This window comes from Salmonella sp. A1325 (genome assembly GCF_056991255.1).
Map to the genome: position 1 here is coordinate 60953 of NZ_JAMLWO010000004.1, position 15262 is coordinate 76214.

11 protein-coding genes are annotated in these 15262 nt (G+C 55.5%); 8 read left to right on the forward strand and 3 right to left on the reverse strand.

What is annotated here, in order from left to right; translation table 11 throughout:
* Positions 1-52 precede the first annotated feature (52 nt).
* From NAZ64_RS09645 to NAZ64_RS09665, 5 genes are all read left to right on the forward strand, one after another.
* Positions 53-2383 (forward strand): Tex family protein, encoded by a 2331-nt coding sequence (locus NAZ64_RS09645; protein ID WP_000980653.1) that lies wholly within the window; start codon positions 53-55, stop codon positions 2381-2383.
* Positions 2384-2819: 436 nt separating this feature from the next.
* Positions 2820-3047 (forward strand): ferrous iron transporter A, encoded by a 228-nt coding sequence (feoA, locus tag NAZ64_RS09650; RefSeq protein WP_001160955.1) that lies wholly within the window; start codon positions 2820-2822, stop codon positions 3045-3047.
* Positions 3048-3065: 18 nt separating this feature from the next.
* Complete coding sequence (gene feoB / locus NAZ64_RS09655; RefSeq protein WP_017441593.1) at positions 3066-5384, forward strand: Fe(2+) transporter permease subunit FeoB; 2319 nt, start codon at positions 3066-3068, stop codon at positions 5382-5384.
* A gap of 12 nt (positions 5385-5396) precedes the next feature.
* Entirely contained in the window at positions 5397-5633 is a 237-nt protein-coding gene (feoC, locus tag NAZ64_RS09660) for a [Fe-S]-dependent transcriptional repressor FeoC (protein ID WP_000157589.1), read from the forward strand.
* Between the two features lie 234 nt (positions 5634-5867).
* Complete coding sequence (locus NAZ64_RS09665; RefSeq protein WP_001646535.1) at positions 5868-6794, forward strand: Rpn family recombination-promoting nuclease/putative transposase; 927 nt, start codon at positions 5868-5870, stop codon at positions 6792-6794.
* A 35-nt stretch (positions 6795-6829) separates the two neighbouring features.
* On the opposite strand, the gene bioH is transcribed toward NAZ64_RS09665, so the two are convergent.
* Positions 6830-7600: a pimeloyl-ACP methyl ester esterase BioH gene (bioH, locus tag NAZ64_RS09670; protein ID WP_000998138.1), complete on the reverse strand. Its 771-nt coding sequence runs from the start codon at positions 7598-7600 to the stop codon at positions 6830-6832.
* 37 nt (positions 7601-7637) lie between these two features.
* Here bioH and gntX point away from each other — a divergent pair, with 37 nt between their 5' ends.
* From gntX to gntT, 3 genes are all read left to right on the forward strand, one after another.
* Entirely contained in the window at positions 7638-8321 is a 684-nt protein-coding gene (gntX, locus tag NAZ64_RS09675; protein WP_000958733.1) for a DNA utilization protein GntX, read from the forward strand.
* A 58-nt stretch (positions 8322-8379) separates the two neighbouring features.
* The gene (gene nfuA, locus NAZ64_RS09680; RefSeq protein ID WP_000619387.1) at positions 8380-8955 is read left to right on the forward strand and encodes a Fe-S biogenesis protein NfuA; all 576 of its coding nucleotides are present in this window, start codon (positions 8380-8382) and stop codon (positions 8953-8955) included.
* Between the two features lie 376 nt (positions 8956-9331).
* Entirely contained in the window at positions 9332-10648 is a 1317-nt protein-coding gene (gntT, locus tag NAZ64_RS09685) for a gluconate transporter (RefSeq protein WP_001131737.1), read from the forward strand.
* A gap of 118 nt (positions 10649-10766) precedes the next feature.
* Here gntT and malQ read toward each other — a convergent pair whose 3' ends face one another.
* Positions 10767-12845 (reverse strand): 4-alpha-glucanotransferase, encoded by a 2079-nt coding sequence (gene malQ, locus NAZ64_RS09690; RefSeq protein ID WP_133322406.1) that lies wholly within the window; start codon positions 12843-12845, stop codon positions 10767-10769.
* Positions 12846-12854: 9 nt separating this feature from the next.
* Complete coding sequence (malP, locus tag NAZ64_RS09695; RefSeq protein ID WP_024797715.1) at positions 12855-15248, reverse strand: maltodextrin phosphorylase; 2394 nt, start codon at positions 15246-15248, stop codon at positions 12855-12857.
* Between the last annotated feature and the right edge of the window lie 14 nt (positions 15249-15262).

The following is a 15262-nucleotide window of genomic DNA, read 5'->3' on the forward strand; positions in this document are numbered from 1 at the left end:
GCCAATCCGTATAACTATCCCCTGATTTTTATCCTGAAGACGAAGCTAACCCATGATGAATGATTCTTTCTGCCGCATTATTGCGGGTGAAATCCAGGCAAATGCCGGACAGGTTGAAGCTGCCGTTCGCCTGCTTGACGAAGGGAACACCGTGCCGTTTATCGCACGTTATCGTAAAGAAATCACCGGCGGTCTGGATGACACGCAGTTGCGTAACCTGGAAACGCGTCTGGGCTATCTGCGTGAGCTGGAAGACAGGCGTCAGGCCATCCTCAAGTCCATTTCCGAACAAGGCAAACTGACCGATGAGCTGGCTGGCGCCATCAACGCTACGTTAAGTAAGACCGAGCTCGAAGACCTCTACCTGCCCTATAAACCTAAACGCCGCACCCGTGGACAAATCGCCATTGAAGCCGGCCTTGAGCCGCTGGCCGATCTGCTCTGGAACGAGCCGTCCCACGATCCTGACGTGGAAGCGGCAAAGTACATTGATGGCGACAAAGGCGTGGCGGACACGAAAGCCGCGCTCGACGGCGCACGCTACATTTTGATGGAGCGCTTTGCCGAAGACGCCGCATTGCTGGCGAAAGTGCGTGATTACCTGTGGAAGAACGCCCATCTGGTCGCCACAGTCGTGAACGGCAAAGAGGAAGAAGGGGCAAAATTCCGCGACTATTTCGACCATCATGAGCCCATTGCTAACGTCCCGTCTCACCGTGCGCTGGCCATGTTCCGTGGTCGTAACGAAGGCATTCTGCAACTTTCGCTCAATGCCGACCCACAGTTTGATGAGCCGCCGAAAGAGAGCTACTGCGAGCAAATCATCATGGACCATCTCGGCCTGCGGCTAAATAACGCCCCGGCGGATAGCTGGCGCAAAGGCGTAGTGAGCTGGACGTGGCGTATCAAAGTCTTAATGCACCTCGAAACCGAACTGATGGGCACCGTGCGCGAACGTGCGGAAGATGAAGCGATTAACGTGTTTGCCCGTAACCTGCACGACCTGCTGATGGCAGCCCCCGCAGGCCTGCGCGCCACGATGGGCCTTGATCCTGGCCTGCGTACCGGCGTAAAAGTCGCTGTCGTTGACGGCACCGGCAAGCTGGTGGCGACGGATACCATTTATCCGCATACCGGTCAGGCGGCCAAAGCGGCTACCGTGATCGCCGCGCTGTGCGAAAAATACCACGTCGAACTGGTCGCGATTGGCAACGGTACGGCCTCGCGTGAAACCGAACGCTTCTATCTCGACGTACAGAAACAGTTCCCGAACGTGACGGCGCAGAAAGTGATCGTCAGCGAAGCGGGGGCGTCCGTATATTCCGCTTCTGAGCTGGCGGCGCAGGAGTTTCCAGATCTCGACGTCTCCCTGCGCGGCGCGGTCTCTATCGCGCGTCGCCTGCAGGATCCGCTGGCGGAACTGGTGAAAATCGATCCGAAATCGATCGGCGTCGGCCAATATCAACACGATGTCAGCCAGACGCAGCTGGCGCGTAAGCTGGATGCGGTGGTCGAAGACTGCGTAAACGCCGTCGGCGTCGATTTGAATACCGCCTCCGTACCGCTGCTGACCCGCGTCGCGGGCTTAACGCGCATGATGGCGCAAAACATCGTCGCCTGGCGCGATGAGAACGGTCAGTTCCAGAATCGCCAGCAACTGTTGAAGGTGAGCCGTCTGGGGCCGAAAGCGTTTGAGCAGTGCGCGGGCTTCCTGCGTATTAACCACGGCGATAACCCGCTGGATGCCTCCACCGTCCACCCGGAAGCCTATCCGGTTGTCGAACGCATTCTGGCGGCGACGCAGCAAGCGCTAAAAGATCTGATGGGCAACAGCAACGAATTGCGTCACCTCAAGGCCGCTGATTTTACCGACGATAAATTCGGCGTGCCGACCGTGAGCGATATCATCAAAGAGCTGGAAAAACCGGGCCGCGACCCGCGTCCTGAATTTAAAACCGCGCAATTCGCCGATGGCGTTGAAACCATGAACGACCTGCTACCGGGGATGATTCTGGAAGGGGCGGTCACTAACGTCACTAACTTCGGCGCGTTTGTCGATATCGGCGTTCATCAGGATGGTCTGGTCCACATCTCTTCCCTGTCGACTAAGTTCGTCGACGATCCACACACCGTGGTAAAAGCTGGCGACATCGTGAAGGTGAAAGTGCTGGAAGTGGATCTGCAACGTAAGCGTATTGCGCTGACGATGCGTCTGGACGAACAGCCCGGCGAAACCGCCGCTCGCCGCGGCGGCGGCGCCGATCGCGCTCAGGGCAACCGCCCGGCATCAAAAGCGGCGAAACCGCGCGGTCGTGACGCCCAGCCAGCCGGTAACAGCGCCATGATGGACGCGCTGGCAGCGGCAATGGGAAAAAAACGCTAATCGGGTAATACGCAGGCCGGGTTACTTCTTATCCGGCCTGCGATTTTGCAATACGTCCAACCCTTTCTTTTTTAATTAACAATTAAATCTTACCCATTAGAATCTGTTAATTAATTTTCTTCTGCTATCCGCACTATTAATTATCACTTTATTAACAGATGAAACCTTAATTAAACATTAAAAACGGTGAATATTTGCACATTAGGGGTATTTGCAAAAAGACAAATAAATGTTGAGCCATATCAATATCGGCGCAAATTATCGCTTATTTGTACATTCCGTCACATTTTAATCGTTGAAGATAGAAACCATTCTCATTATCATTGTGTTGTTGATTATTTACTCTTTCCTTCGTTGGCTAAACATCGGGTCTCCTGCCGCCCCCCTGAGCGCCGCATGAGGTATACATCCAGTTAGTAAGAAACAAGTAGGTCGTATGCAATTCACTCCTGACACTGCGTGGAAAATCACCGGCTTTGCGCGTGAAATCAGCCCGGCGTATCGTCAAAAACTGCTTTCGCTCGGCATGTTGCCCGGCTCTTCATTTAATGTCGTCCGCGTCGCGCCCTTAGGCGATCCGATCCATATCGAAACACGACGCGTGAGTCTGGTTTTGCGTAAAAAGGATTTGGCGTTAATAGAAGTGGAAGCGGTTTCCTGTTAATACAGTGAGTCTATAAAAATGAAAAAATTAACCATTGGTTTAATTGGTAATCCTAATTCCGGCAAGACCACCTTATTTAACCAACTCACCGGCGCGCGTCAGCGCGTGGGGAACTGGGCGGGCGTCACCGTCGAGCGTAAAGAGGGCCAGTTCGCGACAACTGACCACCAGGTCACGCTGGTAGATTTACCCGGCACCTATTCTCTGACGACCATCTCGTCACAAACCTCTCTCGACGAACAGATCGCCTGCCACTACATCCTGAGCGGCGACGCCGATCTGTTGATAAACGTTGTGGACGCCTCCAATCTGGAGCGCAACCTCTATTTGACGCTGCAACTGCTGGAGCTGGGTATCCCCTGTATTGTCGCGCTCAACATGCTGGATATCGCCGAAAAACAGCAGGTTCGTATTGATGTCGACGCTCTGTCCACGCGTCTGGGTTGCCCTGTCGTACCGCTGGTATCGACTCGCGGTCGCGGTATCGAGGCGCTGAAACTGGCCATTGACCGTCACAACGCTAACGACAACGTCGAACTGGTGCATTATGCCCAGCCGCTGCTGCGCGAAGCAGGTTTCCTGGCCGACGCGATGGCCCAGGAGATGCCTTTACAACAGCGCCGCTGGCTGGGTCTGCAAATGCTGGAGGGCGATATCTACAGCCGGGCTTACGCAGGCGAGGCGGCGCAAAACCTGGACACCTCCCTGGCCCGTCTGAAGGACGAAATGGACGACCCGGCGCTGCATATCGCCGACGCCCGTTATCAGTGTATCGCCGCTATTTGCGACGTGGTCAGCAATACCCTGACAGCCGAACCCAGCCGCTTCACCAGGGCGGTCGATAAAATTATTCTGAACCGCTTCCTCGGCTTACCGATTTTTTTGTTCGTGATGTACCTGATGTTCCTGCTCGCCATTAACATCGGCGGCGCGTTGCAACCCCTGTTTGATGCCGGTTCCGTCGCCATCTTTATTCATGGCATTCAATGGATTGGCTACACGCTGCACTTCCCGGACTGGCTGACCATCTTCCTGGCGCAAGGTCTTGGCGGCGGGATTAACACCGTGCTACCGTTGGTACCGCAAATCGGCATGATGTACCTGTTCCTCTCCTTCCTTGAAGACTCCGGTTATATGGCGCGCGCGGCCTTCGTCATGGATCGCCTGATGCAGGCGCTGGGACTACCGGGTAAATCCTTCGTGCCGCTGATTGTCGGCTTCGGCTGTAATGTACCTTCCGTGATGGGCGCCCGCACGCTTGACGCTCCGCGCGAACGCCTGATGACCATCATGATGGCGCCGTTTATGTCCTGTGGCGCGCGCCTGGCGATTTTCGCCGTCTTTGCCGCCGCCTTCTTCGGGCAAAACGGCGCGCTGGCGGTCTTCTCGCTGTACGTGCTGGGTATTGTCATGGCGGTATTAACCGGCCTGATGCTGAAGCATACCATTATGCGCGGCGAAGCCTCTCCGTTTGTGATGGAGCTGCCGGTTTACCACGTCCCGCATATCAAGAGCCTGATCATCCAGACCTGGCAACGCCTGAAAGGTTTTGTACTACGCGCCGGTAAAGTCATTATCATCGTGAGTATTTTCCTGAGCGCGTTTAACAGTTTCTCGCTGAGCGGCAAAATCGTCGATAACATTAATGACTCCGCCCTCGCCTCTGTAAGCCGGGTCATCACGCCAGTCTTTAAACCGATCGGCGTCCATGAGGATAACTGGCAAGCGACCGTGGGTCTGTTTACGGGCGCCATGGCGAAAGAGGTTGTCGTCGGTACGCTGAACACGCTCTACACCGCCGAAAATATTCAGGACGAAGCGTTTAATCCTGCCGACTTCCACCTCGGCGATGAACTGCTGGGCGCGGTTGACGATACCTGGCAAAGCCTGAAAGACACCTTTAGCCTGAGCGTACTGGCTAACCCGATCGAAGCGAGTAAAGGCGACGGCGAAATGGCGACCGGCGCGATGGGCGTGATGGGTCAAAAATTCGGCAGCGCCGCAGCGGCGTACAGTTACCTGATTTTCGTCCTGCTTTACGTACCGTGTATCTCGGTAATGGGCGCTATCGCCCGCGAGTCCAGCCGCGGCTGGATGGGCTTCTCCATTCTGTGGGGGCTGAATATCGCCTATTCGCTCGCCACGCTGTTCTACCAGGTTACCAGCTTCAGTCAACACCCGACGTACAGCCTGATCTGTATTCTGGCAGTGATCGTCTTTAACGTTGTGGTGTTAAGCCTGTTACGCCGCGCCCGCAGCCGTGTAGACATTGAACTGCTGGCAACCCGCAAAAACGTCAGTTCCTGTTGTTCGGGCACTGCGGGCAATTGTCACTAAGGGATGTAAAAAATGGCTTCATTGATACAGGTTCGCGATCTACTGGCGCTACGGGGGCGTATGGAGGCAACGCAGATCAGCCATACGCTGCACGCTCCGCAGCCCATGATCGACGCCATGCTGAATCAACTGGAGATCATGGGTAAAGCGGTACGTATCCCGGAAGAACCGGACGGCTGCCTTTCAGGCAGCTGTAAAAGTTGTCCGGAAGGTAAAGCCTGCCTGCGCGAATGGTGGGCCTTGCGTTAGCCTTCGCCGGGTAGTGACGTAACGCGTCTTATCCGGCCTTTATCCCGCGTTATGTTGCCCGGTACGCGTCACGCTGCCGGGCAATTTTGCGTCATGCCTTCCACAAAGATGAAAGCGTTACCGCCGTGCGCATTTATCTCCCCACGCGCCTCGCAAGCGCGCTAATCCTCTACTGCAATCAGCCCGGTCTGCGCGTAGTGTCACGCCATTGAACTTCACCGATGACGGATCGATATGGCGACCTCAACAACATCCACGCCGCATGACGCGGTATTCAAACAGTTTCTATGCCACCCCGATACTGCACGGGATTTTTTGGAAATTCATCTCCCGACGACATTACGTCAAATCTGTAATCTGAATACGTTACGGCTGGAGTCCGGTAGCTTTATTGAAGAGGATTTACGCCCCCATTATTCCGATATTCTTTGGTCGCTGGAAACAAGTGAAGGTGAAGGTTACATTTACGTGGTTATTGAACATCAGAGTACGCCAGACGCGCATATGGCATTTCGGCTGATGCGTTACGCAATGGCTGCAATGCAACGGCACCTGGAGGCCGGGCATAAGACGTTGCCGTTAGTGGTGCCAATGCTGTTTTATCACGGAAACCGCAGCCCGTATCCGTTCTCATTATGCTGGCTGGATGAATTTGCCGACCCGGTGATGGCGCGTAAGCTATACGCCACCGCCTTTCCTCTGGTCGATATTACGGTCGTGCCGGACGACGAGATTATGCGGCACCGACGGGTCGCGCTGCTGGAACTCATACAAAAACACATCCGCCAGCGTGATCTGATGGGGCTTGTCGAACAGCTGGTCGCCCTGCTGGTTAAGGGATACGCTAATGACACCCAGCTTCAAAGTCTGTTTAATTACATGATGCACACTGGCGACGCCGCGCGCTTCAATACGTTTATCCGCCAGGTGGCTATGCGTATCCCACAGCATAAGGAGAAGATCATGACTATCGCAGAAAGATTACGTCAGGAAGGGCATCGTAACGGGTTACAGAAAGGGCTACAGCAAGGCAAACAGGAAGGCCAACGGCTCGCCGCATTGCGCATTGCCCGCTCCATGCTAAACGATGGTTTCGATCGCGATACCGTGCTTAGGGTTACCGGGCTGGCGCCTGCCGATCTGGCGTCTGAAAGCCATTAACCTTGCAGAATGGTCCGGGCCCGGCAACGCCCTGGTTACAGCGATGATTTTAGCGTCATCAGCGCCTGACAAAACGCCGCCGGATGCGAGATAAACGGCGCATGGGCCGCCTTCGCCATTATCTGTGATGTACTGTGCGGCCATAACGTATCGAGCAAAGGCACGATTTTACGCGGCACCAGACCGTCCAGATAACCATACAAACGCAAAAACGGCATGTTCACATTTTTAAGCGCTTCTCGTAGATCGACCGTTTTTAAGATTTCCAGTCCGCCATTGAGCACGTCTACATCCGGCATAGGCTGCGCCAGCACCACGCTTTTTAAGGTGCGGGCATCCTGACGCGCCGTCTCCGTCCCTAACGTTTGCAGCGCCAGAAAACGCTCCACCGTGCGCTGAAAATCGTCGCTAAGCTGCTGCTGGAATCCGCCGAGGATTTCTGGTTTTATTCCCGGCCACCCCTCACGCGCGCTAAAGCATGGCGAAGAGGCGACAGTCACCAGCGCCTGGACGCGTTCAGGGTGGGTGAGCGCCATCTGACTCGCCACCAGGCCACCCAGGCTCCAGCCAAGCCAGATAGCCTGGTCCGGCGCGTTTTTCGCTACCTGCGCCGTCATCTCTTCAAACGTCATAGCGCCAAACCCCGAACTACGGCCATAGCCCGGCAAGTCGACCAGATGCAGCGTAAAATGCGAGCCGAGTTCCTCGCGAATGCAATGCCATACCTCCGCGTTCAATCCCCATCCGTGCAGCAGCACAAGATGACAATTTCCCTCGCCGTAGGTCTGCCACCAGATGTCATTCATCAGTTACTGTTCTCTTTTGTCTAACAAGGATGCACCTATGCTAACAGTACCGGGATTATGCTGGCTATGCCGAATGCCGCTGGCGTTAAGCCACTGGGGGATTTGTTCCGTATGCGCGCGCGCCGTTCGTCAGCGCGTCAGCCTGTGTCCGCAATGCGGATTACCTGCCGCGCATCCTTCGCTCCCCTGCGGTCGCTGCCTGCAAAAACCACCGCCCTGGCAGCGTCTGGTGAGCGTCAGTGACTATACGCCGCCCTTGAGTTTACTGGTGCATCAGCTTAAATTTACCCGCCGCAGCGAAATTGCCGCCGCTCTGGCGCGTCTACTGTTGCAGGAAGTACTCATGGCGCGCCGCAGCACTGGCTTGCAGCTTCCCGATAGAATCGTCAGCGTTCCGCTCTGGTCGCGCCGACACTGGCGGCGGGGATTTAACCAAAGCGATCTGTTATGTCAACCGTTAGCGCGCTGGCTTGGCTGCGCGTGGGACAGCCAAACCATCACGCGGGTACGGGCGACCGCAACACAACATCATCTCAGCGCCAGGTTACGTAAGCGCAATTTGAAAAACGCGTTTCGCCTTGAATTGCCGGTACAGGGTCTCCATATGGTTATTGTGGATGATGTCGTCACTACCGGAAGTACCGTCGCGGAAATCGCGCAACTGCTTTTGCGCAACGGCGCAGCGACTGTCCAGGTATGGTGCCTGTGTCGAACCTTGTAGAGCCTCGATGATGGGCGTATTATAACCAACTAAAATAGTCAACTATTAGGCCATTACTATGATCCGTATTTCCGATGCTGCACAAGCGCACTTTGCCAAACTGCTGGCAAATCAGGAAGAAGGGACGCAAATCCGCGTATTTGTCATTAATCCCGGCACTCCTAACGCAGAGTGCGGTGTTTCTTATTGTCCGCCCGACGCCGTAGAAGCCACCGATACTGCACTGAAATTTGACCTGTTGACCGCTTATGTCGACGAGCTGAGCGCGCCCTATCTGGAAGACGCGGAAATTGATTTCGTGACCGACCAGCTAGGTTCTCAACTTACATTGAAAGCGCCAAACGCGAAGATGCGCAAAGTGGCCGATGACGCGCCGCTGATGGAGCGCGTGGAATATGCTCTGCAATCGCAGATTAACCCGCAGTTGGCGGGCCACGGCGGTCGCGTCTCGCTGATGGAAATTACCGATGAAGGCTATGCAATTCTGCAGTTTGGCGGCGGTTGTAACGGTTGCTCGATGGTTGACGTCACGCTGAAAGAAGGGATCGAGAAACAGTTGCTGAATGAATTCCCGGAACTGAAAGGGGTTCGCGATCTGACCGAACACCAGCGCGGCGAGCACTCCTACTACTAAGATTTTCCCCGCATCCATGCCCGATGGCGCTTGCGCCTGTCGGGCCTTGTCTGCGCCACCGTAGGCCGAATAAGGCGTCTACTCCTCCATCCGGCGCCATCAGCCACCTCTCAGAACAATGGTCCTTCTTCTTGCGCCGATAACATGACCTGTGTCTCATAATTTAAATTTTGCCTGCCAGGGTCATTTTCAACACCCATATGTTACCCGTATCATTCTTATGGGCACCTAACATCCATATAACATCTGACTACGCTCATTCGTTTCAACGGTAATCAGTATTGGTGCTATTGCGACTCTGTTCCCGTCGGGAACAACAGGAATTTGTCGTCGAAACAATGACGTTACCCATAACAAAGTAAAGGCCAGGTAAATCATGCCATTAGTCATCGTTGCTATCGGTGTTATCTTGTTACTTCTTCTGATGATCCGCTTCAAAATGAACGGATTTATCGCCCTTGTCCTGGTAGCGCTCGCTGTCGGGTTGATGCAGGGAATGCCGCTGGATAAAGTCATCGGCTCCATCAAAGCCGGTGTCGGCGGTACGCTTGGCAGTCTGGCCCTGATTATGGGGTTCGGCGCCATGCTGGGCAAAATGCTTGCCGACTGCGGTGGCGCTCAACGTATCGCCACTACCCTGATCGCGAAATTTGGTAAAAAGCATATTCAGTGGGCCGTAGTGTTAACCGGCTTTACCGTCGGCTTCGCTCTGTTCTATGAAGTGGGCTTCGTTCTGATGCTGCCGCTGGTATTCACCATTGCCGCAGCGGCGAATATCCCGTTACTGTACGTCGGCGTGCCGATGGCCGCGGCGCTCTCCGTCACACACGGCTTCCTGCCGCCGCACCCGGGTCCAACCGCGATCGCCACGATTTTCCATGCCGATATGGGTAAGACGTTGCTGTTTGGTACGATTCTGGCAATCCCGACCGTGATCCTTGCCGGACCGGTTTACGCCCGTTTCCTGAAAGGTATCGATAAGCCGATCCCGGAAGGCCTGTACAGCGCGAAAACTTTTACGGAAGAAGAGATGCCGGGCTTTGGCGTCAGCGTCTGGACGTCGCTGGTTCCGGTGATTCTGATGGCGATGCGTGCGATTGCCGAGATGATTCTGCCAAAAGGCCACGCTTTCCTGCCCGTTGCCGAGTTCCTGGGCGACCCGGTAATGGCTACGTTAATTGCCGTACTGATTGCGATGTTCACCTTTGGCCTGAACCGCGGGCGTTCCATGGATCAGATTAACGATACGCTGGTCTCTTCCATCAAAATTATCGCCATGATGCTGCTGATCATCGGCGGCGGCGGCGCGTTCAAGCAGGTGCTGGTCGATAGCGGCGTGGATAAATACATCGCTTCAATGATGCATGAAACCAATGTCTCTCCGCTGTTGATGGCGTGGTCTATCGCGGCGGTGCTGCGTATCGCGCTGGGCTCTGCGACTGTCGCGGCGATTACCGCAGGCGGCATTGCGGCGCCGCTGATCGCCACTACCGGCGTTAGCCCTGAACTGATGGTTATCGCGGTCGGTTCCGGGAGCGTGATTTTCTCTCACGTCAACGACCCGGGCTTCTGGCTGTTCAAAGAGTATTTCAATTTGACTATCGGCGAGACCATTAAATCCTGGTCGATGCTGGAAACGATCATCTCCGTCTGCGGCCTAATCGGCTGTCTGCTACTGGGTATGGTGGTTTAAGCGAGGCGGCTTGTAGGCCGGATAAGGTAGCAATGTGCGCCAGGATTGCCTGATGGCGCTGCGCTTATCAGGCCTACGTGCTCTCACCATAATAAAGCCGGGGAAATCCCCGGCTTTATTACTTCTTCTTCGCGGCCGCTTTTCGGCGCTTATCCAAATCCTTAATCAGCTTGTTTACGCCCTCATCGGCAAACATGGCCTCAAGAGATGCAGACAATTTCCGCCGCCAGTTTTTATACTGATCGCTGGTGCCCGGTACGTTAACCGGATCGGCCATATCCAGCCAGTCCTCCGGCTGAAGCCCCAACAGACCGCTGTTACTGTCGGCGATGTAGCGCTGAAGCCCGCGATTTAGCGTTGGCGTCATCGACATTAACGATGCCTTATGCCCGGCGCGTTTTGGCAGACAGCCATATTTATGCAGCGCGTCCAATAGCCCCTGTTTCGCCCGCTCGCGATCCTCATACAGCCCGCGCAGAATCACTTCATCCGGATAAAGCCCCAGAGCTTTACCCAACGTCAGGTCACCGCATTCCCAATAGCCGCGCAGCGTGGGGAGATCGTGCGTCGAGGCGACAGCCATCGATTGTTGCGGATACGCGCCTGGCGCGCGGAAGTTTTTCTCAAGATCATTTTCAAACCACAGCACTTTATAAGAATAGACCCCGCTATCGCGCAGCTTGCCGACAATCTCAACTGGCACCGTCCCCAGATCTTCACCTATCACCATACAGCGGTGACGTTGGCTCTCCAGCGCCAGAATAGAAAGCAAATCATCTACCGGATAATGGACGTAAGCCCCCTGATCCGCTGTTTCGCCATACGGTATCCACCACAGACGCAGCAACGACATGACATGGTCAATGCGCAACGCGCCGCAGTTTTGCATATTGGCGCGCAGCAGGTCGATAAAGGGCTCATACGCCCGGGCGACAATGATATGCGGGTCCATTGGCGGCAGCCCCCAGTTCTGACCGAGCGGGCCGAGGATATCCGGCGGCGCGCCGACAGATGCTTTCAGGCAGTACAGCTCCCGGTCGCACCAGGTTTCCGCGCCGCCTTCCGCTACGCCAACCGCCAGATCGCGGTACAGACCAATCGGTAGTTTAAAACTCTGGCAGGTATCCCAGCAGGCGGCGAATTGGCGCCAGGCCAGCCACTGAAGCCAGAGGTAAAACTCCACCTCTTCGCGGTGCGCTTCACAGAATTGTTTTACAGCGGGAGACTCTACCGACTGGTACGCCTCCGGCCAGGCTGGCCAGCCCCAGCGCTGCTCATCCTCTTTTACCTGATACGCATGCAGCGCGTCGAATGCCGCCTGCCAGTAAAGGCTCTCGCCTTCGCGGGCGATAAAGTGACGAAACTCCGCCATTTGCGCATCGTCGCGAGCGGCAAACCGCGTCCACGCCATCCGCAGCGCCGTGATTTTCAGCGCGGTAACGGTAGCGTAATCCACCCATTGCGCATCGCGTGCCTGTCGCAGCTTTTGCTGTGTGGCGGGCATTTGCCACCATGCCTGCGCCTCTTCGCTCAGGCGGAAATCTTCGACGGCGTTGACGTCGATATATATCACGTTCAGCCAGCGACGAGACGAGGGGCTGTAGGGACTGGCGCTCTCCGGATTCGCCGGATAAAGCGCGTGGATCGGGTTCAGGCCGATAAACGCGCCGCCGCGTGTCGCCACATCGACCAGCATCGACTTCAAATCGCCGAAATCGCCAATACCCCAGTTTTTTTCTGAACGCAGAGTATAAAGCTGGACGCAGGCCCCCCAGAGTTTTTTCCCTTCCAGCAGCGCCTGCGGCTCATAGCATCGCGGCGGGGCGACGATAATCCGGCAGTGCGTACGCTGTTCATCCTGGGTCAACGTCAGGGTGTGGTAGCCCTCCGGCAATGTAGCCGGAAGGTTAAGTTTTTTACCGCCCGTCACGCGCCCTTTGTAATGCATGCCCTCTTCCGTAGTCAGCAGCCAGGCAAACTCACCGCGCCCCTCTACCGGCAACGCCATTTTTTTACCCGCGGTATAAACCTTCACATTCGGCACGACCGCCTGTGGTCCTGTTGTCGTGCCGTGCATCGCCGCCAGCAAACGTCTCTTGGTTTCAGCGCCAATAGACTGCGGTTTGCCATGAGCATTGATGTAACTGGGGCTGATCCCCGCCGCCAGCGCGGCACTATCGAGACGTTTATTTTCCATCGCGCTCCCTTAGCGTTTTGCCTGCCAGATACGGGCCTGATAATCGCGAATAGAGCGATCGGAACTGAACATACCGCAGCGCGCGGTATTGAGGATCGCGGCGCGCGTCCACGCTTCCTGGTCGCGATACAGCGCATCCACCTGCTTTTGCGCCTCGACATAAGCGGCGAAGTCCGCCATGACCAGGTACGGATCGCCCCCCTGTTTGCCGAGGCTATGCAGCATCTGGTCAAAGGCATGTTTATCGCCATCGCTGTATTGACCGCTTTCCAGCTCTTTTAGCACCGCATCCAGCACTTTGTCTTTTTTACGCCATTTCACCGGATCGTAGCCTTTGGCTTTGAGCGCCTTGACCTCTTCCACAGTATGGCCAAAGATAAAGATATTCTCTTCACCCACCTTCTCAGCGATTTCAACGTTAGCGCCGTCCAGCGTTCCCACAGTCAACGCCCCGTTCAGCGCCAGTTTCATGTTGCCGGTGCCGGACGCCTCTTTCCCGGCGGTAGAAATTTGCTCTGAAATATCCGCCGCCGGAATGAGCATTTCCGCCGCCGAGACGCAGTAATCCGGCAGGAAAACCACCTTCAGCTTATCACCCACCGCCGGGTCGTTATTAATGGCTTCCGCAACCTTATTGATAGCAAAAATGATGTTCTTCGCCAGGTAATAGCCCGGCGCCGCCTTCGCGCCAAACAGGAATACGCGCGGTACGCGATCAGCCTGCGGGTTTTCGCGAATCTCGTTGTACAGCGCCAGAATATGCAACAGATTCAGATGCTGACGCTTGTACTCGTGCAGACGTTTGATCTGAATATCAAAAATCGCATGGCTCGAAATCTCAATCCCGGTACGGGCCTGGATAAATTTCACCAGCCGTTCTTTGTTCGCCCGCTTGATGTCGCGATACTGCTGACGGAATGTGGCGTCGTCAGCGTATTTTTCGAGGTTGATCAACTGGTCGAGATCGTTAGCCCACTCTTTTTTCAGCGTTTTATCCAGCAACGCCGCAAGCTGCGGATTGCACTGTTTGATCCAGCGACGCGGCGTAATGCCGTTGGTGACATTGTGGAATTTGTTCGGCCAAAGTTGGTGATATTCCGGGAACAGATCTTTCACCACCAGATCGGAGTGCAGCGCCGCCACACCGTTGACCGCAAAGCCGCTGACCACGCACATATTGGCCATGCGCACCTGACGGTCATGCACCACCGCCAGTTTTGCCCATACCTGCTTATCACCAGGCCAGGTGTTATCGACCAGCGTCTTAAAGCGATCGTTAATCTGCTTGATAATCTGCATATGACGCGGCAGCAGCGCTTTCACCAGCTTCTCATCCCAGCACTCCAGCGCTTCCGGCATCAGAGTGTGGTTGGTGTAGGCGAAGGTTTTGCTGGTGATAGCCCAGGCGTCATCCCAGCTCAGTTGGTGCTCGTCAATCAGCACGCGCAGCAGTTCCGGAATGGCAATAGTCGGGTGGGTATCATTTAGCTGAATGACCTCATAATCCGCCAGCTCATGCAGTTTGCGTCCGGCCAGATGATGGCGACGCAGAATATCCGCTACCGAGCAGGCGCACTGGAAGTATTGCTGCATCAGGCGCAGTTTTTTGCCCGCCGTGTGGTTATCGTTGGGATAAAGCACCTTCGTCAATTTTTCCGCATCGATACCCTGCTGTTCCGCCCGCAGGAAAGCGCCGTCGTTGAATTTGGTCAGATCAAACGGATGCGCGTGGGTCGCCTGCCACAAACGCAGCGGTTGCGCGACACCGTTACGATAGCCTAACACCGGCAGATCCCAGGCCTGGCCTGTAATCACAAAACCTGGCTCCCAGCTCCCTTCTTTGGTGACTTTACCGCCGATCCCAACCTGGACGTCCAGCGCCTCGTTGTGGCGGAACCACGGATAGCTGCCGCGATGCCAGTCATCCGGCGCTTCCATCTGCTTGCCTTCAACAAATGACTGACGGAACAGCCCATACTGGTAGTTCAGACCATAGCCCGTAGCGGACTGCCCGACGGTGGCCATCGAATCGAGGAAACAGGCGGCCAGACGACCCAAACCACCGTTGCCGAGCGCCGGATCGACTTCCTCTTCCAGCAGATCGGTCAGATTAATATCGTGCGCTTTCAGCACATCGCTAACGTCCTGGTACCACCCCAGATTTAACAGGTTATTTCCCGTCAGGCGGCCAATCAAAAACTCCATCGAAATGTAGTTCACATGACGCTGGCCTTTCGTCGGCTGCGCTACCGGTTGCGCGCTCAGTAATTCCGCCAGCGCGCCGCTAACGGCCTGCCACCACTGACGAGGCGTCATGTCGGACGCCGACAGTAAACCGAAACGCTGCCACTGACGCGTCAGGGCGGCCTGGAATTGATCTTTATTGAAGGTTGGCTGTGACATAGGAAATCCGTCCT

What these genes read in the sequence shown, in the direction of transcription:
- gntT (WP_001131737.1), top strand. Translation starts at nt 9,332, where the DNA reads ATGCCATTAGTCATCGTTGCTATCGGTGTTATCTTGTTACTTCTTCTG.
- bioH (WP_000998138.1), bottom strand. Translation starts at nt 7,600, where the DNA reads ATGAATGACATCTGGTGGCAGACCTACGGCGAGGGAAATTGTCATCTT.
- feoB (WP_017441593.1), top strand. Translation starts at nt 3,066, where the DNA reads ATGAAAAAATTAACCATTGGTTTAATTGGTAATCCTAATTCCGGCAAG.
- malP (WP_024797715.1), bottom strand. Translation starts at nt 15,248, where the DNA reads ATGTCACAGCCAACCTTCAATAAAGATCAATTCCAGGCCGCCCTGACG.
- gntX (WP_000958733.1), top strand. Translation starts at nt 7,638, where the DNA reads ATGCTAACAGTACCGGGATTATGCTGGCTATGCCGAATGCCGCTGGCG.
- nfuA (WP_000619387.1), top strand. Translation starts at nt 8,380, where the DNA reads ATGATCCGTATTTCCGATGCTGCACAAGCGCACTTTGCCAAACTGCTG.
- malQ (WP_133322406.1), bottom strand. Translation starts at nt 12,845, where the DNA reads ATGGAAAATAAACGTCTCGATAGTGCCGCGCTGGCGGCGGGGATCAGC.
- NAZ64_RS09665 (WP_001646535.1), top strand. Translation starts at nt 5,868, where the DNA reads ATGGCGACCTCAACAACATCCACGCCGCATGACGCGGTATTCAAACAG.
- NAZ64_RS09645 (WP_000980653.1), top strand. Translation starts at nt 53, where the DNA reads ATGATGAATGATTCTTTCTGCCGCATTATTGCGGGTGAAATCCAGGCA.
- feoA (WP_001160955.1), top strand. Translation starts at nt 2,820, where the DNA reads ATGCAATTCACTCCTGACACTGCGTGGAAAATCACCGGCTTTGCGCGT.
- feoC (WP_000157589.1), top strand. Translation starts at nt 5,397, where the DNA reads ATGGCTTCATTGATACAGGTTCGCGATCTACTGGCGCTACGGGGGCGT.